Source organism: Roseomonas sp. WA12, assembly GCF_054165765.1.
The window spans coordinates 2,426,239-2,444,656 of record NZ_CM135108.1; the positions used below are offsets into that span (position 1 = coordinate 2,426,239).

General features: G+C 70.7%; 15 protein-coding genes and 1 tRNA gene. 7 read left to right on the forward strand and 9 right to left on the reverse strand.

The genetic code is table 11. The features are described 5' to 3' along the window. Positions 1-2: 2 nt before the first annotated feature. Positions 3-1,322, reverse strand: a complete 1,320-nt coding sequence (gene glmU, locus ACVBD7_RS11625) for a bifunctional UDP-N-acetylglucosamine diphosphorylase/glucosamine-1-phosphate N-acetyltransferase GlmU (protein ID WP_458093348.1) — start codon at positions 1,320-1,322, stop codon at positions 3-5. Between the two features lie 94 nt (positions 1,323-1,416). Between glmU and ACVBD7_RS11630 the strand changes: the two genes are divergently transcribed. Then, on the forward strand, positions 1,417-2,067 hold the full coding sequence (locus ACVBD7_RS11630; protein WP_458093349.1) for an HAD family hydrolase: 651 nt from the start codon (positions 1,417-1,419) through the stop codon (positions 2,065-2,067). 18 nt (positions 2,068-2,085) lie between these two features. On the opposite strand, the gene ACVBD7_RS11635 is transcribed toward ACVBD7_RS11630, so the two are convergent. After that, a complete protein-coding gene (locus ACVBD7_RS11635; RefSeq protein WP_458093350.1) occupies positions 2,086-2,907 on the reverse strand; it encodes a DUF3108 domain-containing protein in 822 nt (273 codons plus the stop codon). 104 nt (positions 2,908-3,011) lie between these two features. On the opposite strand from ACVBD7_RS11635, the gene ACVBD7_RS11640 reads away from it, so the two are divergent. Further along, positions 3,012-3,086: transfer RNA gene (locus ACVBD7_RS11640), tRNA-Val, on the forward strand. 147 nt (positions 3,087-3,233) lie between these two features. On the opposite strand, the gene ACVBD7_RS11645 is transcribed toward ACVBD7_RS11640, so the two are convergent. Together ACVBD7_RS11645 and ACVBD7_RS11650 are read right to left on the reverse strand one after the other, a co-directional pair. Next, positions 3,234-3,755 (reverse strand): EF-hand domain-containing protein, encoded by a 522-nt coding sequence (locus ACVBD7_RS11645; protein ID WP_458093351.1) that lies wholly within the window; start codon positions 3,753-3,755, stop codon positions 3,234-3,236. A 200-nt stretch (positions 3,756-3,955) separates the two neighbouring features. Beyond that, positions 3,956-5,371, reverse strand: a complete 1,416-nt coding sequence (locus ACVBD7_RS11650) for a M20/M25/M40 family metallo-hydrolase (protein ID WP_458093352.1) — start codon at positions 5,369-5,371, stop codon at positions 3,956-3,958. Here ACVBD7_RS11650 and ACVBD7_RS11655 point away from each other — a divergent pair. Beyond that, positions 5,370-5,861: a DUF2786 domain-containing protein gene (locus ACVBD7_RS11655; RefSeq protein WP_458093353.1), complete on the forward strand. Its 492-nt coding sequence runs from the start codon at positions 5,370-5,372 to the stop codon at positions 5,859-5,861. The two genes, ACVBD7_RS11650 and ACVBD7_RS11655, sit on opposite strands and share 2 nt — an antisense overlap. Before the next feature lie 4 nt (positions 5,862-5,865). Here ACVBD7_RS11655 and ACVBD7_RS11660 read toward each other — a convergent pair whose 3' ends face one another. After that, positions 5,866-6,246 (reverse strand): hypothetical protein, encoded by a 381-nt coding sequence (locus ACVBD7_RS11660; RefSeq protein ID WP_458093355.1) that lies wholly within the window; start codon positions 6,244-6,246, stop codon positions 5,866-5,868. Between the two features lie 129 nt (positions 6,247-6,375). Further along, positions 6,376-7,530, reverse strand: coding sequence for an acyl-CoA dehydrogenase family protein (locus ACVBD7_RS11665; protein ID WP_458093356.1), 1,155 nt, complete (start codon positions 7,528-7,530; stop codon positions 6,376-6,378). Between ACVBD7_RS11665 and ACVBD7_RS11670 the strand changes: the two genes are divergently transcribed. Continuing rightward, on the forward strand, positions 7,529-8,146 hold the full coding sequence (locus ACVBD7_RS11670; RefSeq protein ID WP_458093358.1) for an NMCC_0638 family (lipo)protein: 618 nt from the start codon (positions 7,529-7,531) through the stop codon (positions 8,144-8,146). The genes ACVBD7_RS11665 and ACVBD7_RS11670 overlap by 2 nt on opposite strands. A gap of 58 nt (positions 8,147-8,204) precedes the next feature. On the opposite strand, the gene ACVBD7_RS11675 is transcribed toward ACVBD7_RS11670, so the two are convergent. Next, on the reverse strand, positions 8,205-11,621 hold the full coding sequence (locus ACVBD7_RS11675) for an indolepyruvate ferredoxin oxidoreductase family protein (RefSeq protein WP_458093359.1): 3,417 nt from the start codon (positions 11,619-11,621) through the stop codon (positions 8,205-8,207). Between the two features lie 148 nt (positions 11,622-11,769). On the opposite strand from ACVBD7_RS11675, the gene ACVBD7_RS11680 reads away from it, so the two are divergent. Beyond that, a complete protein-coding gene (locus ACVBD7_RS11680; RefSeq protein WP_458093361.1) occupies positions 11,770-12,222 on the forward strand; it encodes an Lrp/AsnC family transcriptional regulator in 453 nt (150 codons plus the stop codon). Between the two features lie 4 nt (positions 12,223-12,226). On the opposite strand, the gene ACVBD7_RS11685 is transcribed toward ACVBD7_RS11680, so the two are convergent. Beyond that, on the reverse strand, positions 12,227-15,751 hold the full coding sequence (locus tag ACVBD7_RS11685) for a DUF4214 domain-containing protein (RefSeq protein ID WP_458093362.1): 3,525 nt from the start codon (positions 15,749-15,751) through the stop codon (positions 12,227-12,229). Between the two features lie 97 nt (positions 15,752-15,848). Then, on the reverse strand, positions 15,849-16,241 hold the full coding sequence (locus ACVBD7_RS11690; protein ID WP_458093363.1) for a hypothetical protein: 393 nt from the start codon (positions 16,239-16,241) through the stop codon (positions 15,849-15,851). 129 nt (positions 16,242-16,370) lie between these two features. On the opposite strand from ACVBD7_RS11690, the gene ACVBD7_RS11695 reads away from it, so the two are divergent. Next, positions 16,371-17,024 (forward strand): SCO family protein, encoded by a 654-nt coding sequence (locus tag ACVBD7_RS11695; protein ID WP_458093364.1) that lies wholly within the window; start codon positions 16,371-16,373, stop codon positions 17,022-17,024. A gap of 98 nt (positions 17,025-17,122) precedes the next feature. Then, entirely contained in the window at positions 17,123-18,385 is a 1,263-nt protein-coding gene (serA, locus tag ACVBD7_RS11700; protein ID WP_458093365.1) for a phosphoglycerate dehydrogenase, read from the forward strand. The last annotated feature ends 33 nt before the right edge of the window (positions 18,386-18,418 follow it).

Sequence of the window (18,418 nt, forward strand, 5' to 3'; positions counted from 1 at the left end):
GGCTACTTCTCCTTCTTGCGGGCTGCGCGGAAGGCGGCCGCGCGGCCCTCCTTCACGTCCTGGCGGGCACGGCCGAAGGCCATGGCATCGGGTGCCACGGCATCGGTGATGGTGGAGCCCGCCGCGACGAAGGCGCCGTCACCGAGTGAAACAGGGGCGACGAGGGTGGCGTTGGAGCCGATGAAGACCCCCTGCCCTACCGTCGTGCGGTGCTTGGCGAAGCCGTCGTAATTGCAGGTGATGGTGCCGGCGCCGATGTTGGTGCGCGCGCCGATGCTGGCATCGCCGATATAGGAGAGGTGGTTGGCCTTGGCGCCCTCGCCGAGGATGGCGGCCTTCAGCTCCACGAAATTGCCGACATGCGCGTTGGCGCCGACCTCGGTGCCTGGGCGCAGGCGGGCGAAGGGGCCGATGACGGCCCCGGACCGGACCGTGCAGGATTCGAGGTGGGAGAAGGCGCGGATCTCCACCCCATCCTCGATCGTCACGCCGGGCGCGAAGACGACGTCGGGGCCAATAGTGACGTCCTGGCCAATCGCCGTGTCGAAGGAAAGGGTGACGCTCTCGGGGCGGGTCAGCGTGGCACCATTGGCCATGGCGCGCTCCCGCAGCACGGCCTGCACGGCGGACTCGGCAGCGGCGAGCTCGATGCGGGAGTTGATGCCGCGGCACTCGGCCTCATCCGCCTCGACGGCGACGGCGCGGTACCCCTCGGCACGGGCGGCGGCGACGGTGTCGGTAAGGTAGTACTCGCCGGAGGCATTGTCGTTCCCCAGCGCGCGCAGCCAGGCGAAGAGGTGCCGCGCCTCCGCGCAGATCACGCCGACATTGCAGAGGGTGATGGCGCGTTCCGCCTCGGTCGCGTCCTTCCACTCCGTCACGCGGGCAATCCCGCCATCCTCATGCGGGATGACGCGGCCGTAGCGAGCGGGGTCAACGGGACGCATGGCCAGGAGGGCGAGGTCTGCACCTTCGCGGGCGGCCAGCAGGCGCTGCAGGGTGGCCGAGGTGATGAGGGGGTTGTCGGCGTAGAGGACGGCGACGTCGCCCTCGAAGCCCTCAAGGGCTGGCGCAGCCTGGAGGGCGGCGTGGCCGGTGCCCAGGCGTTCATGCTGCACCACGGTCGCATGGGGGGCGGCGGCGCGCTCCAGCATCGGCATGTCCGGGCCGGTGACGACCACGATGCGGTCGAAGACGGCCTCGCAGGAGGCGATGAGGTGGTTGAGCATCGGGCGGCCGGCGATGGGGTGCATCGCTTTTGGCAGCGCCGAGCGCATCCGGGTGCCGAGGCCGGCGGCGAGGAGGATGGCTGCCCTTTGCATAACCGGGGATAAGCCCTAGCCAGGCCGGCACTGCAAGAGCAATGGGGCGTCAAGCTTCGTTGCGGGCTGTAATGCGGGGTGGCAAGGGGAGCGGATGGACCGCATCGCCCTCTTCGACCTCGATGGCACGCTGATCGACAGCGCGCCCGATATCCACTCCGCTCTGGACCGGCTGATGGCCGCCCATGACCGCCCGGGTTTCAGCCGGGAGGAGGTATGGCGGATGATCGGGGATGGGGTGGCGGTACTGGTGCAGCGGGCCTGCGCGGCGCGGAGTCTGGAATCTTCCCCCGCACTAACGGTGGGATTCCTGGCCGATTACGAGGCCCATGCGGCCGAGGAGACGCGGCCCTTTCCCGGCATCCCGGAGGCGCTGGCCGCCCTGCGGGCCGATGGCTGGCGACTGGCGGTCTGCACCAACAAGCCCGAGCGGGCGGCGCGAATCATCCTGGACGGGCTGGGACTCTCGCCTCATCTCGAGGCGGTGGGCGGGGGCGACAGCTTCCCCGTGCGCAAGCCGCATCCCGGACACCCGCTTGGACTGTTGGCTCGGATGGGGGGCGTGGCGTCCCGTGCCGTGCTGATCGGCGACCACTCCAATGACACGCGATCGGCGAAGGCCGCGGGAATCGCGCCGATCTTCGCGGCCTGGGGCTACGGCACGGCTGACATGGCTGAGGGGGCACCGGTGGCCACCAGCCCGGCGGAACTGCCGGGCGTGCTGGCCGGCCTGGCCATCCGCTGACGGGGCGTTCTGCCTGCCCTAGCGGCCGGACACCGGGCGCAGCTGCCCGGGCGGGCCGACGCTGGCGAGGCGGGCGGTGATCGTGCCGAACCAGCGGCTGGCCGCCTCGATCCGCACGGGCAGCACCGGCTCGCCAGGGGCGGCCTCGCCGAGCCAGGCGGTGCCGAATTGCGGGCGGCGGGCGGCCTCTACGTCCTCGTCCTTGCGATAACCGGCGAGGAAACGGCCCTCGAAGGCGCATTTCGTGGCGATGCCGGACCACTCGTCCCGGGCCGCCGGGAACTGGTCCCGGCCCTGGCTGCGGGCTGCCATCTCGCTCAGCCGTCGGCCGTCATAGACGCGGACGGCGCCGTTGCAGCTTCCGTACCGCCGCACCTGGCGGATGAGCTGGGCGATGGCGGAGAGATTATCGATGGTGTTGCGCTGGTCGGCCTCGGGCACGGGCTGCCGTTCCTGGTCGTTCGGCGGGATCATGGTGCGGATGACCGGCTGGTTGTTCGGCCACTCGACGACAGTGCGCCGATTCTCCCCCCGCCAGACGCCCTCGGCGACGTAGCGCCGGGGACGGGCCAGGTTGCCCTCCCACACGCCCTCGACCCGGGTGGTCATCTGCCCGCTGGCGAAGGCGGAGGCGACGCCGCGCATGCGGGTGCGGGATTCGATGGTGTAGCCGCGGTCCGTGATGTCGAGGGTGGCGGTCACCTCCATCACCGTCAGCCCGGCCGCCTGGACGGTGTAGGTGGCCGCGATCGTCTCCGCCCGGGCCACAGGTGCGGCCGCGAGAAGGACGCCAAGGGCCAGGGCGGGAGCAGCGAATCGGCGGTGGCGGGTCGGGGTCATGCCGGGCCTTGGTCAGGGGAGGGCAGAAGATCGTAACGGTCCGCAGGTTTCGCCAGGGGTCGCCTTGACAGGCCAGGGGGCCGAGGATATCCCCCGCCGACTTCGGGCGCGTAGCTCAGCGGGAGAGCATTCGCTTCACACGCGAAGGGTCACAGGTTCAATCCCTGTCGCGCCCACCACCGCCCCTCCTCAGGGCCGGTATCCGCCGAAGACAACACCCACATCGCAAGCAGACTGCCCGGCCCAGGCCGGTGCCGTTCTCGTTGTCCGCATTTCCTGAGATCGACATAGATCGGTCCGGGGGAATTCCTTCCCCCGGTCTTGCTTTACTGCGCTTGGGTCGGCGCTACCGGCATGCGGGCCGGCCGCTCCGCACGGGCGCGATGGGGCCGCAGCTCGTCCGCGCTCAGGGCCGTGTCATTGTTCGTGTCGCGCGCGCGGAACATCGCCTCGGCAAAGGGGCGCAGCTCCGCCAGGGTCACGCGGCCGTCGCGGTCGGCGTCCATGCCGCGGAACATGGCCTGGCCGCGCTCCTCCATCCGGGCCATCCGGCCGCCAGGCGGGGCGGGTCGATCGCCGCGGCGGGCGGACATCTGCGCCTGCACATGGCTGCGGAACTCGTCCCAGCTCACGCCGCCATCCTTGTTGGCGTCCACCTCGGCGAAGCGGGCGGAGAGCGCGGTCCAGGCCTCAGCCTCGGTGACGCGGCCGTCATGGTTGGCGTCGGCGGACTGGAACAGGCGGTCTGCGCCCATGGGGCCGCCCTGGGCCATAGCGGCGGTGCCGAGGGCACCGAGGCCGAGGGCGGCGGCGAAGGCGGAAAGGGTGAGTTTGCGGGTCCGGGTCATCGGTTCGTCCTCCTGTGACGATGCCGCTGAAGATGGCAGCGGGCATGTAACGCCTGGAGGGCACGCGCGTGAGGAAGCGTGACGGGAGCAAGGTGCGGGAATGCCGCCGTGCGCAATCCGGCAAACGCCCGCTCGCGGCCGTGAAGTAAAGGAAGGCTTCCGATGGAGGTGCGGGCGGCCTGGCCGCCCGCACAGCTGTTTCAGCGGCGGCCGGGGGTTCCCGCCTCGCCGAGATCCCACCAGATGCCGGCGAAGGCGGTCAGGCCCTCGCGCATCATGGCGGGAATGGTGTGCTCGTCCGGCCCGTGCTGCTTGCAGCCGTTGTAGGAATGCGGGACCCAGACGAGCGGGGTGCCGAGCAGGTCCACGAAGACATCGCCGGGCAGGCCGCCCGAGGCGTTCGGCGTGACCTGCACGCGGGTGTTGAGCGACCGCTCCATGCTCGCCTTCGTCCAGAGCACCCAGGGGTTGTCGGGCGGGGTGCGGCTGGCGGGCATGCGGATGCCCGTGCGCTCGATGGCGACCTGCTGCAGCCCGGCCGCGTCCAGATGCGCGCGCAGGGCGGGGACGAACTTCTCCGGGTTGGAATCGCCGGTGTAGCGGATCTGGCAGACGGCACGGGCATCGGGCGCCACGGCGTTCACCGGGGCTTCCGGGCGGCCACTGAGCATGGCCAGCACAATGAAGCTCGCCCAGCCATAGATCTTCTCGGCGGAGGTGAGGCCGGGCTCGCCCCAGCCCTCGTCGATGGTGGCCGCGCCCTCCCCTCCCCCAACCGGGCAGCCTTCGAGCGCGGCGCGGATGGGGGCGGGCACGGTCTCGCCGGGCAACCAGTCCCGCACCAGGATCTTGCCATGGCTGTCGGCGATGCTGGCGATGGCGTGGGAGAGGAGGATCGCGGGGTCCGTCGTCAGCCCGCCCCAGTGGCCGGAATGCACGCCGCCGCCGCGCAGCTTCACCACGAGGTCGAACATGAAGCTGCCGCGCGAGCCCGCGGCGATGGTGGGCAGCGCGGGTTCCACGCGCGGGCCGTCGGAGGCGATGAGGGCATCGGCGGCCAGGAGGTCCGTGTTCGCGGCCACGAAGTCGCGCAGGCCCTTGGAGCCGAGCTCCTCGGACATCTCCAGCACCAGCTTCACATTGGCGCCAAGCTTTCCACCGCGTTCAGCCAGCACGGCCTCCAGCGCGGCGAGGTTGATGATGTGCTGGCCCTTGTTGTCGGCGGTGCCGCGGCCGTACCAGAGGCCGTCCTTCTCCGTCAGCGTCCAGGGCTTGAGGCCCTCGGACCACTGGTCGTCCAGGCCGCGCACAGTGTCGCCATGGCCGTAGAGCAGCGCGGTGGGGCGGGAGGGGTCCTCGATGCGGCTGGCGATGAGGATGGGGCCGCAGGACGGGTCCGGGTTGGCGTGGATGCTGGACTCGAAGCCGAGCCGCGCGAGCCAGGGAGTGATCCCCTCCTCGAGGTAGCGGCGGCATTCGGGCGCGGCGGCCGGGTCCTGCGAGGTGGAGGGGATGGCGATCAGCGCGGCCAGGCGATCGCGGAAGGCGCCGCTGTCGAACTCGGCCTGGGCGCGGGCGATGGCGGCGGCGCGGGTGGGGCCTTCGGCGTTGGACATGAGGGTTGGCCCCTTCCTGCTGTGGTGGGACGGGAATAGGGCGGATCGGGGCCGGGCGCAGCCCCCACAGCCCGGTTTCGGCAGCTCGGCAGGCAACCGCGCGGGGCGCCGCGACTTGGCTTGGCTTGGGCTGGCAGGGTTTGGGGCGGACGGGATGCGGGCGTGCGATGCGGCGAAGCTGGCGCGGGTTCTCGGGCTGCTCGGCTCGGAATTCGAGGGCGAGCGGGCCTCGGCGGCCCTGGCAGCGCATCGGCTGATGAAGCGACTGGGGCTGAGCTGGCAGGAGCTGCTGGCGGCGGATCCCGGGACAGGGCGGGGATCGGCGCAGTCCCGCCGGGCGCCGCCGCCTCCACCCGATCTGCTGGAGGCGGCGCAATCCCGGCTGCGGCAGTGCCAGCGGGAGAACGGGGATTTGCAGCGGCAGGTGAAGGTGCTGAAGCGGCGGTTGGAGGCGGTGGCGCCGCCGCGGCCTCGTCCCGAAGAGGATTAGGCCGTCATTGCGTGCGGGCGGGGGCCGAGCTGCCGCCACCACGCGAGCCGGCGACGGTGCCGCCAAGGACGGCGCCCGCGACGAGCGGCAGGATCATGCCGAGGACGGGCGCGGCAAGGCCGAGGCCGGTATCTGGCAAGAGGGCCGAGCCACCGCGGGATGCGCCGGGCGGGATGGGGATGCCGGCGCCGGTACCTGCCGGGCGGGCGGCCATGCGGGGCGCGCTGCGTGGCGGAATGACCACCGCGCCGTCGGCTGGGACGACGACGCTGCGCATCTCACCCTGGGCAAGGCCGGGCTGCACGGCGGCGAGCAGCAGGCTGGCGGCCAGGGCGATGGTTCCCGCGGCCCTCGAAGGAGGCATGGCGAGGGGCCAGCGCTGCATTCCGCCTCCTTGGGTGGCGCCATCCTGGCACCCGCACGGGTCGCGCACTCTGCGCGACGCTTCGTTCCCGGAACTGTGAGCCAGGGCTCCCGGCCGTGTCAACGACGCGCCGGAAGCGGCCGTCGGGCTTCAGCGGCGGCCGAGCAGGTGGCGGGCGATGATGACGCGCATGATCTCGTTGGTGCCTTCCAAGATGCGGTGCACGCGAAGATCGCGGACGAGCTTCTCTACCCCGTAGTCGTGCAGGTAGCCGTAGCCGCCGAGGAGCTGTAGCGCCTCGTCCGCAACGCGGTGGCCGGTGTCGGAGGCGAAGCGCTTCGCCATCGCGCAGAAAGGGCCGGCATCAGGCGCCTTGCTGTCCAGCTTGGCGCAGGCGCGCCAGAGGAGGGAGCGGGCAGCCTCCAGTTCCGTCGCCATATCGGCCAGGCGGAACTGGGTGGCCTGGAAGTCGGAGACCGCTTTGCCGAAGGCGCGCCGTTCCCGGACATAGCCGAGCGCGATGTCGAGCGCGCGCTGGGCGCCGCCGATCGAGCAGGCGGCGATGTTCAGGCGGCCGCCGTCCAGTCCCGCCATTGCCATGCGGAAGCCCTGGCCCTCCTCGCCCAGCAGGGCGTCGGCGGAGACACGGGCATCGGTGAATTCCATGGCGCGGGTGGGCTGGGCGTTCCAGCCCATTTTCTTCTCGTTCGCGCCGAAGGAGAGGCCTGGCGTGTCTTTCGGGACCAGCAGGGCGGAGATGCCGTCCGGGCCGTCGCCGCCGGTACGCGCCACGGTGAGGTAGAGGTCCGAGACGCCGGCGCCGGAGATGAACTGCTTGGAGCCGTTCAGGACGTAGCCCTGGTTGTCGCGCGCCGCCTTGGTCCGCAGCGCGGCCGCATCGCTGCCAGAGCCAGGCTCGGTGAGGCAGTAGGAGGCGAGGCGCTCCATGGTGATGAGAGACGGCAGGTGCTCGGCGCGCTGGGTGTCGTTCCCCCAGCGGTCGATCATCCAGGCGACCATGTTGTGGATGGAGAGGAAGGCCGAGGTGGTCGGGCAGCCCGTGGCGAGCGCCTCGAACACCACGGCGGCGTCCAGGCGGGTGAGGCCGGCGCCGCCGGACTCCTCACGGACATAGAGGGCGGCCATGCCCAGGGCGGCGGCCTGGCGCATCTCCTCGACAGGGAAGTGACGCGTGGCGTCCCATTCCAGGGCACGCGGGGCCAGAACGTCGCGGGCGAAGTCCTGGGCGGTCTCCTGCAGGGCGCGGGTGTCCTCGGGCAGGTCGAAGGCGCTATCCAGGGGCATGATCTCGTTTCCTCGTTTGCCTCATTGGCGCGCGTCCACGCCGTGGCGTCCAGTTCTGCTGGCGGCCGTGCTGCTGGCCGCCCTCCCTGCCCCCCCTGCCCGGGCGGCGGCGCCGCTGACAGAGGAGACGGCGGCGGCCATGGGCAGCTTCCTGCAGATCTGCGCGCGCGTGCTGACGGGCGGAGACAGCCTCACCGCGGCGCGGGAAGCGGGGTTCACGCCTCTGCCGGCCGAGCGGACGGCGCCGTTGCTGCGCGGGGCCCAGGGGCAGGTGCTGGCGGCGCGCGGGGGGACGACGGGGGCGCTGGTGCTCGTGCTCACCTCGCGGCCGCTCGCCTGCTCGATGCGGCTGCAGCGGATGGATGTGGAGACGGCCGAAGCGCTGTTCGTGCGGCTGGCCGAGGGCGTGCGGCGGCCGGGGCTGACGGTGACGCGCGCCTTCGATGGCAGCGTGCCCGTGCCCGGCGCGGGGATGGCACGGCAGATCACCTACCGCATCTCCTCGGGCACGGCGGGCCGGCCGGATTTTGCGCTGGCCTTCACCGGGGATGCGCATCCGGCGGCAGGAACACAGGGCGTGCTGACCTTCGGGACGACCGCGCCGCGTCGACCCTGAACGCAGGGTCGACCGGCCCGTTCCCTGCCCCTGCCATCATCCATCCCTGGCGCAGGGTCTATTCCGCAGCCATGGCGGGGACCGTCGCCGGGGCGTCGAGACGGGCAGCGATGGCGGTCAGGCGGGGGCGCGTCTTCTCGATGTTGGCGTGCTTGATGGGGCCGAAGCCGCGGATGCCGGCCCAGGCCTCGACCCACTCGCGGATGGTGTCGCGCGTGGTGGCATTGAGGCGCGGGAGCATCGCGTCCAGCCCCTGGCGGAACTCGGCGATGAGGGCGCGCTCGGTGCGGCGCTCCTCCGTGCGGCCGAAGGGATCGAGCAGGGTGCCACGCAGGATCTTGCCGTGCCGCAGCAGCGACATGGCGCGCAGCATCCAGGGGCCGAACTCGCGCTTTTTCGGGCGGCCGGTGTTGGCATCGGTGCCGTTGAGGACGGGCGGGGCGAGGTGCATCACCACGCGGCGCGTGCCGGTGAAGTGGCCGGCGAGCGAGGCCTGCCAGGCGGTGTCGGCGTGGAGGCGGGCGACCTCGTATTCATCCTTATAGGCCATCAGGCGGTGGAGCTGGATGGCGACGGCGCGGGCGAGGGACTCGTCCGCACCGGGGGGGGCACGGATGCGGGCGACATAATCGGCGTAGTTCCGCGCGTAGGCAGCGCTCTGATACGCGGTGAGGTCGGCGATGCGGCGGGCGATCAGCGCGTCGAGGGTCTCGGGGGCACGCGGCTCGGCGGGGGCCTCCAGCGCAGCGGCGCGGCCGAGGGCGAAGGCCTGCTTGTTGCGGTCGATGGCGGTGCCGTTCAGCTCCAGCGCGCGGTCGATCGCGGCCTGGGAGAGCGGCAGGAGACCGCGCTGGAAGGCGGTGCCGAGCAGGAAGACGTTGAGAAAGATGGCGTCGCCCAGCGTCTCCTCCACACGCTGCGTGGCGGGCAGCGCGACGAGGTCGCGCGAGACGGCGCGCAGGTTGTCGAGGATGGCGCCGCTCTCCGCGCGCGGGGTGCCGAGGAGGAAGCCCGCGGTGGCCGCGAGTTCCGCATTCACCACGGTCGCCGTGCGGTCGGCCGAGAGCAGCGGGCGAACGGAGGCGCCGTGCGCACCGATGGCGTCGGCGGCGATCAACAGATCAGCCTGGCCGGCGCCGATACGGGGACCGGCCAGGGTTTCGGGCGCGGCCCCTTCCGCACCGATGCGAAGCTGGGCCTGCACGCCACCGCCCTTCTGGGCGAGGCCGAGCTGGTCCATCGTGCGGACAGGGCGGCCGTCGATATGCGCGGCCATGGCGAGGATGGCGGAGAGAGCGGTGGTGCCCTGCCCGCCGATGCCCGCGAGGACGATGTTCCAGGCCTCGCCGCGCAGGGCGGGCTGCACGGGATCGGGCAGGTTGGTCGGTGTTGCGGCAGCCTCGGGATGCGCCGCGATCTCAGCGCCCTCAAGGGTGACGAAGGAGGGGCAGAAGCCCTTGAGGCAGGAGAAGTCCTGGTTGCAGGCGCTCTGGTCGATGGCGCGTTTCTGGCCAAACTCGGTCTGCACGGGCTGTACGGCCAGGCAGTTGGACTGCACGCCGCAATCGCCGCAATCCTCACAGACGCGGGGATTGATCACCACGCGCTTCGTCGCGGCCGCCGCGGTACCGCGCTTGCGGTGGCGGCGGCGCTCGGTGGCGCATTCCTGGTCGTAGATGAGGATGCTGACGCCCGAGGTTTCGCGCAGGGTCTTCTGCACGGCATCCAGGCTGTCGCGGTGGTGGAAGGCGGTGCCCTTGGGCATCGACGGGTCGTGCTGGTGGCGGCCCGGATCGTCCGACACGACGGTGATGGAGGCGACGCCCTCGGCCGCCATCTGGGCGGCGATGCGGGGCACGGTCATCTCGGCCTCGGGCGCCTGGCCGCCGGTCATGGCGACGGCACCGTTGACCAGGATCTTGTAGGTGATGTTCGCCTTGGCCGCGATCGCGGCGCGCACGGCGAGGCTGCCGGAATGCGAGTAGGTGCCGTCGCCGAGATTGGCGAAGACATGGGGCGTATTCACGAAGGCCATCTGGCCGAGCCAGGGAGCGCCCTCCCCGCCCATCTGGGTGAAGACCTCGGTGGAGCGGTCCATCCAGGTGGCCATGTAGTGGCAGCCGATGCCCGCCATGGCGCGTGAGCCTTCGGGCACCACTGTCGAGCTGTTGTGCGGGCAGCCCGGGCAGAACCAGGGCTGGCGGAGCGCAATGGGTGCACGGGCAGCCTCGGTGAGGGCGTTCAGCGTGGCCAGGCGCGTGGCCATGCTCTCGGGGCGGGCCTCCCGCGGGAGGCGGGCGTCGAGGGCGCGGGCGACCGCGGCGGCGTCGAGTTCCGTAAGCTCGGAGAGCAGCGGGGCGCCATCGGCATCGCGCTTGCCCGTGATGCGAGGGGCGTTGTTCGTGCCGTAGAGCGCGTCGCGCAGCTGGGCTTCGAGGAAGGAGCGGCGGTCCTCGACGACGAGGACTTCCTCCAGCCCCTGCGCGAAGGCGCGGGCGGCTTCGGCATCCAGCGGCCAGGCGAGGCCGACCTTCCAGATGCGAAGGCCGAGAAGGCGGGCCGCGGCGTCGTCGATGCCGAGATCGAGCATCGACTGGCGAAGAGTGGCGTAGGCTTTGCCACGGGCGGCGATGCCGAAGCGCGGGCGCGGCGAATCCAGCACCACCCGGTCCAGCCCGTTCGCGCGGGCGAAGGCGATGGCGGCGGGAAGGCGCGTGAGGCGGAGGCGGCGTTCCTGGGCGAGGACGATGTCGCGCAGGCGGATGTGGCGGCCGTCCTCGCCCTCGAAATCGCCTTCGGGGATGATGGGGGTCCAGGCCGGGTCGATGCGGAAGCTGGCGCTGGCATCCATGGTGTCGGCCACGCATTTCATCGCGGCCCAGAGGCCGGAAAAGCGGGATAAGGCCAGGCCCTTCAGGCCGAACTCCAGGATCTCGCCGACGCCGGACGGATCCAGGAAGGGGATTTCGAGATCCATGAAGGCGTGGTCGGAGGCGTTGGCGACCGTGGATGACTTGGCGGATGGGTCGTCGCCGGCGAGGGCCAGCACGCCGCCGAGCGGGGAGGTACCGGCCATGTTGGCGTGGCGCAGCGCGTCGCCGCTGCGGTCCACCCCCGGGCCCTTGCCGTACCAGATGGCGAAGACGCCGTCCTTCTTGCCATCGTTGAACAGGTTGGACTGCTGACTCCCCCAGGCCGCGGTGGCCGCGAGATCCTCGTTCAGGCCGGGCTGGAAGACGACGCCGGCCTCCAGCAGGCGCTTGGACTGCTTCTGCAGTTCCTTGTCATAGGTGCCGAGCGGGCTGCCGCGATAGCCGGTGACAAAGCCTGCCGTGTCGTGGCCCGCGGCCCGATCGAGGGCGCGCTGCTCCATCGGCAGACGCACCAGGGCCTGGATGCCGGTCATCAGAACGGGATCGGCGCTGGATTCCCAGCGATCCTCCAGCCGCATCGTCGCCCGCTGCACGCTTCCCATCGAGGGCTCCTCGCCAGGGCCCCTTTGGCGGGGCTCGTTCTCTTCCTGGATATGGGAGAGGATGGACCGGATATCCCGGCGGTTCTCTCCCGTTTTTCGTTGTGCACCGCCGAAAGGACAGAAGAAGCTTCTGCAGATCGGGGGAAAGATGGACGCCACGGACCGACGCATCCTGCGGGCGCTGGCCCGACGCGGGCGGCTCTCCAATGCCGAACTGGCGGAAGAGGTGGGGCTTTCCCCTTCTCCCTGCTGGACCCGGGTGAAGCGGCTGGAGGCTGCTGGGGTGATCAAGGGCTACGCCGCGCTGCTGGATCAGGCCGCGCTGGGCATGCCGGATACCGTCTTCCTCGAGGTGATGATGGAGAAGCACGACGAGGGCGCACTTCGACGTTTCGAGGAAGCGGTGCACGGGATCCCCGAGATCCTGGAGTGCCACCTCGTCACCGGAGAGTACGACTACATCATCAAGGCCGCCGTCGGCGGAACGGCGGGATACGAGACGCTGTTGCGGGAAAAGATCTATCGCTTGCCTGGGGTTCGGCACACCCGCAGCGCTTTCACGCTGCGCTGCCTCAAGCGAGAGGTGTCCGCGGTGCCGTGACGGATCAGAGCAGGTCGAGGTTCAGGCCGGTCGCGAAGCGCGGCGGATCCGCTAGGGGCTGCAGATCGGCAATGGCGTGCGCCATGTCGAGAAAGGACACGGCGCCGCTCTCCAACAGGCCGGCGGATTGCCGGACCTCAGCGGGAAGCGGCTCGCGCTCCAGCGCGGCTCTGTAGTGGCCGGTAACCCAGGCCTCCTCGCTGACCCCGTCATAGCGGGCGGCGTGAAGGTCCGTGCCGGACAAGGTCTGGTACAACACCTGGAGCGCGCCGGGGGTCGGGACGGCGCTCTTCCAGATCAGGAGGCTGGCGGGGTCGGGCGCCATATCCAGCATCGTGTCGAACGCCCGCACGACGGCCGCGCCGAGCGGGTCGGGGATCCAGAGGCCGGTCGAGTGGCTCCTCTCGAAGGCGGCGGCTGCCTCGGGAAGCTGGGCGAGCCAAGCCGTCACGCCGGCGAGGCTGAGGCCGTTCGCCATGGTTGACTTGATATAGGCCAGCGCGTCCGGAAGCGGCCTGTAGCCGAACAACCCGGTGTAGATGAGGCTGATCTGACCGCCCTGGTCCAGCCCGGCCAGCCGTGCATGAGCCTGGTCGGTGTTCAGGAACATCTGGGTGAGGACCTCGGGCGAGACGCCCCTGTCGAGATAGGCTTCGAATTGCGCGATGATGGTCGGCTCCAGCCGGATGCCGATGGTCGATTCATAGAGGCGCACCACGAGTGCTTCGTCCGAGCCGCCGTCAAGCACGAGGCGGCCGTCGGCGAAGGACAGGGCTTCCACCCCGCCGAGCCGCTCCACCGCGCCGTCGCGCCAGCGCAGCACCAGCCCGTCGAGCGCCAGGTCGATGCGGGACAGGTCGGCGGCGGAGCCGGTGCTGACGGCAAAGCCGGCCTTCGAGATAGCGAGGTCGGCGAGGGATTGACCGCGGCGCAGCACGTCGCCTTCGGCCTGCCGCTCCTCGTAGACCGTCTGCTGTGGTCCCTGGGGGCTGCTAGGGGCGCTGCCGAGTCCCTGCTGCAGGTCCCCGAGGGCGTGCAGCATCTCCACGCGCCCGACCAGGCCCCGGTTCAGCAGCGAGGTGGACGAGGCCAGTTCGGCGGAGGTGGCGGGCCGCTCCAGGGCTGCCTGGTACGCCGTTGCGATGAACTCCGCATTGGATTGCGCGCCGTGCCTCGCCTGGAAGAGTTCGGTGGAGGAGAGATATTCATAAAACTGGTGCACGGTGACGGCGCCGGTCTCAATCAGGCTGGACCATCGGGCCAGGGCCGCCGAATCGGGCGCCTGGTCGAGTACCGCGTCGTAAGCGCGCACCACCTCCAGCCGGGTCGAGTCCTGCAGCCAGACGCCTTTCGGATTCTGCTGTTCAGAGAAGGTCGCGGCCTGTGGCGTGTCGATCAGCACGGCCGAGAGCTGGGTCAGGCTGGCGCCGTTGGCGACCGCAGAGGTCAGCCAGTCGAGCGCGCCTTTCGGCGCCGCGTAGCCGATCACGTCCTGGTAGATCAGCTGGATCTTCTGCGTGTTGGTGAGCGCCGCGCTGCGCATGGCCCATTCGCGCGTATCGAGCAGGGAGGCCGTCACCGCCTCCATCGGGACGCCCCGCTCCAGCAGGCGCGCCGTGTGGGCCACGGCCTCGGCCGAGGGGTTGGTACCCTGGATCGCCTGGTATGCGCGCAATGCCCGTGCGCCGGCGGACTCACCATCGAAGACGAGATGGCCGTCGGAGAAGGCGACGCTCGTCGCGCCCGTGAGCAGCGTACTGGTGCCGTCGCGCAGTGCGACGAGCAGGCCGCCCTGGGCCGCACCGACGCTCAGCACCTCGGCGGAGGTTCGGACCAGCACCGCCTCGCCGTGGTCCGACATCGCACCAAGGCCGAAGCTGACGCCGGGGGTCAGCTTGGTAGGCAAGATGAGGGGTGGCGGTGGTGCAGGGGGAGAGGCGGGCGGCGGCGCGTCCTGCACCTTCACCGCAAGGCCGGCGAGGGGAAGGCGGTTGAAGCCGGGATCGCCGCTGGAGAGATTGAAAGCGATGGTCTCGAAGGCCGTCCCCTCCAGCAACAGGTCGTTGACGGCGCTGACCATGACGGCGCGCGGGGCCGCCCAGTTTGCCTCGGTGAAGGTGAGAGTGATGGATTCGGCGGGCGCGCCGCCGCTGGGGGCGAGCAGGAGGTCGGGCCCGCCCGACAAGGTGACGGTGACCGGCGAGAGCGGGCGCGCGCTCAGCGCGATCGAGAAGCTGTCCCCACCGCCCCGCTCGGCCACCGCCGTGGTCCCACCAGTTTGCTGAATGACGAGGCCGGGTGAAGGCGGCGGTGAGGGCGGCGGCGGCGGTGGCGAGGCCGGGAGGTCGTTGTCCGTGATCGGGACGATGAAGCCGAGATTGGAGAGGTTGAAGGCCATATCGGCGCTGGCGGCCGTGATGGTGATCGGCGCGGAGTCTCGCCGCTCATAGACTGCGTCGTCCACCGCCGCGACGACCACGTTTCGCGGGCGGTTCCAGTCGGCGGGGGCGATGGCGAAGGAGACGGTCTTACCGAAGGTGCCGTTGGCACTGCGCGAAAGATTCAGGTCGGCGCCAACGGTCAGGGTGAGATTCACCGTGGCGGTTGGCTTGTAGGACAGGCTTACGGTGAAAACGTCCGTCGCCCCGCCCTCCGCGACTGCGGTCGAGTTGCCGGTATGGGTGATGAGAATGTCGGCGGCGGGAGGCGGTGGCGGCGGGGCGGGCGGGGATGGGGGCGGCGAGCTGGGCGGAGAGGCCGGTGGAGATGTCGGCGGGAATGTGGGCGGGGATGCGGGCGGCGAACTGGGAAGCGATGCCGGCGGGGATGCGGGTGGCGAGCTGGGCGGAGATGCCGGGGAGCTCGGCGGCGAGGCGGGCGGGGCTGCCGGCGGAGAGGGGGCGGTGCCGTCCTGGTCGGTGACATTGGCCACGCGGACGGCGAGGCTGAATGCCGTCTCGTTCAGCCCGTCGGAGACGCCGATCATCACCTCGCGCGTGGTGCCGCCAAGGCGCAGAAGGTCCACGCCGTCGCGCAGCTTCAGCGTGGTGCCGACGATCTCGAACATCGCCTCGTCGGGCCAGAGGACACGGTATTCGAGGCGGGCGGCGGCGCTGTCGGGGTCGTCGGCAACCAGGCTGCCGATCGCCGCACCGACATCGTTCTCGAGCACGGTGCCGCCGGTAGAGAAGCGGAGGTCGGAGGGGGCGGTGTCGTCCAGCCCTTGCAGGGTAACGGACCAGCTACCGGTCACCGCTTGCCAGCTGCTGCCGACCCTGGCGGTGAGGCCGAAGGCGAGGATGGGGTCGGCGCCCGGGGCATAGGCCTCGCGGTCCAGCGCGCCCCAGGGCGTGAGGGTAACGACGCCGGAAGGCCCGAGCGTCGCCTGGAAAAGGTTCCCGGCTGCCCCCGTGAGGGCAACGTCAGTGAACCCTGTCGCGCCGGTGAGGGAGAGGGTGGCGGACCAGTCGCCGACCCGCCCATTTTCCAGAATGATGGCAGGCACTGCGCCCGTGGCCACGATCGGCATGCTTGGCTTCGCTCGCGTCGTTTTGACGCGGCGGAACCTCCACGGCCCGGGTTAAGGCTGCCCTAACCGGGCCGGCCGAGCGCGGGAACCGCGCCCTTCAGGCCGCAGCGGCGCCAGGCGTATGCGGGCCGAGCAGGTCGCGCATCGCCACGGCCCAGCGCGGTGCGACGCGAAGCAGGCCATCCAGCGAGCGCACGGGCAGCGACTCGGCGTACTCAAGGGCGGTCAAGGCGCGCGGGTCCCAGGCAGCGGCCAAGCTGTCCACGCTCGGCTCGCTGACCTGGGCGCGGGTCGCCGGTACGGTGCCGACCAGGGCACGGACGCGGCGGGCGGCGAGAAGGATGCGGGCCGCGGCCTCAAGGCGCTGGCTCTCGATGCTGCTGCCACCCACGCTGCCGGCCTGGGCAATGTTGTCGTTGGCGATCTCGGCCAATGTCTGAAGCGCGGGGGTCTCGAGCGCAGGCAAGTCCTGCGCGATGCGGTCGGGCATCGAATCTCTCCTCTTCGGGTCCGTGGGATCGAGGTCTCTTGAGCCTGGTGGGCCCGGCGAACCGGGCAACAGGAAGCGGAACGCCTGTACCCCGTCCCCCGTTGCCCTTGCTGCGCTATATGGCGGTCCATGACCCGCGCCCTTCGCATCGCCGCCGTCCTCCTCATCCTCGCCCTCGGGGCCATGTGGGGGGCGGCCTATCTCGGCCGCCAGCCTGGGGAAGGGCTCGGGGCGGCCTTTGCCCGGCTGGTTGGCGGCGCGCCGGCACCAAGCGCTGGCGGTGTGGCCCTGCCCGGGGGCGTGTCCATCGGCGGGCCCTTCTCGCTGGTTGACGGCGAGGGCCGCCGGGTGACGGAGGCCGATCTGCGCGGCAAGCTGGCGCTGGTGTTCTTCGGCTTCACCTTCTGCCCGGATGTCTGCCCGACCGAGCTGCAGGCCATTGCCCAGACCATGGACCAGCTCGGGCCCCAGGCGGAGGGCGTGCGTCCCGTCTTCATCACGGTGGATCCGGAGCGGGACACGCCGGCGAAGATGAAGGACTACGTGGCCCTGTTCCACCCTTCCATCATGGGGCTGACCGGCACGCCCGAAGGAGTGGCCGCCGCGGCCCGGGCCTTCCGGGTGTACTACAACAAGGTCGTCCCGCCCGGCTCCTCGGACTACCTAATGGACCACTCGGCCTTCACTTACCTCATGGGGCGGGACGGGCAGCTCAGGGCGCTGTTCCGGCCGGGCGTGACGCCAGAGGAAATGGCGGCGACGATCCGGGCCAATCTCGGCTAGCCCATCCGGCCTGGAGATCCGGGGCAGCGGCCCGCTCGGCCCTGCCCCGCGCGCGGCGCTGTTGCGCGGGCGGGCCGGGTTGCGGCAATGCTGCCCCCATGCCCGACGCCCTCCCCTCCCAAGGCCCTATCTCGCTCTCGAAGGACAAGATCCGCTTCCTGCTGCTGGAGGGGATTTCCGACAGCGCGGTCGCGATCCTGCAGGCAGCCGGTTACTCCAACATCCGGCGCGAGAAGAAGGCGCTGGACGAGGCGGCGCTGAAGGAGGCGATCAAGGGCGTCCACATGCTCGGCATCCGTTCGCGCACGCGGGTGACGCAGGCGGTGCTGGACGAGGCGGACCGGCTGATGGCCATCGGCTGCTTCTGCATCGGGACGGACCAGGTGGACCTCTCGGCCGCCCGCAAGCGCGGCATCCCCGTGTTCAACGCTCCCTTCTCCAACACGCGCTCAGTTGCCGAGCTGGTGATGGGAGAGGTGGTGATGCTGCTGCGCGGTATCCCCGGCCGCTCCAACAACGCGCATATCGGCGTGTGGGACAAGTCGGCAGCGGACAGCCATGAGGTTCGCGGCAAGACGCTGGGCATTGTCGGCTACGGCAATATTGGCGCGCAGATCTCGGTGCTGGCCGAGGCCTTCGGCATGCGCGTGATCTACTACGACACCATCCCCAAGCTTCCGCATGGCAATGCCCTGTCCATGCCCTCGCTGCGCGCGCTGCTGGAAGCGGCCGATGTGGTGACGCTGCACGTGCCGGAGACGCCGGCGACGCACGGGCTGATCGGCGCGGAGGAGATCGCGCTGATGAAGCCGGGCGCGGTGCTGATCAACAATGCCCGCGGCGGCGTGCTGGACCTCGGCGCGGTGCGGGCCGCGATGGAATCCGGGCATCTGCACGGAGTGGCTGTGGACGTGTTCCCCGAGGAGCCGGAGAAGAACACGGATCCCTTCGTCTCGCCGCTTCAGGGGCTGCGCAACGTGATCCTGACGCCGCATATCGGCGGCAGCACGATCGAGGCGCAGTCCCGCATTGGCGAGGAGACGGGGCGCAAGCTTACCGACTACTCCGACACGGGCGCGACGCTCGGAGCCGTGAACTTCCCCGAGGCGGTGCTGCCGGCGCGTCCGCGCGGTGCACGCTTTCTGCACGTGCACGGCAACCACCCCGGCACGCTGGCGGCGGTGAACGAAGTGTTCACGCGGCACGGTGCGAACATCGCCGGCCAGTACCTGCAGACGGATGCCGAGATCGGCTACGTCGTCGTCGATGCCGAGGAGCTGCGCGACGCGCAGGCCGTGCTGCAGGAGCTGCGCGCGCTTCCGGGCACAGTACGGGCGCGGCTGCTTTACGAGCGCAGCTGAGCAACCGGGCGCGCGGCATCGTCGCGCGCCTGT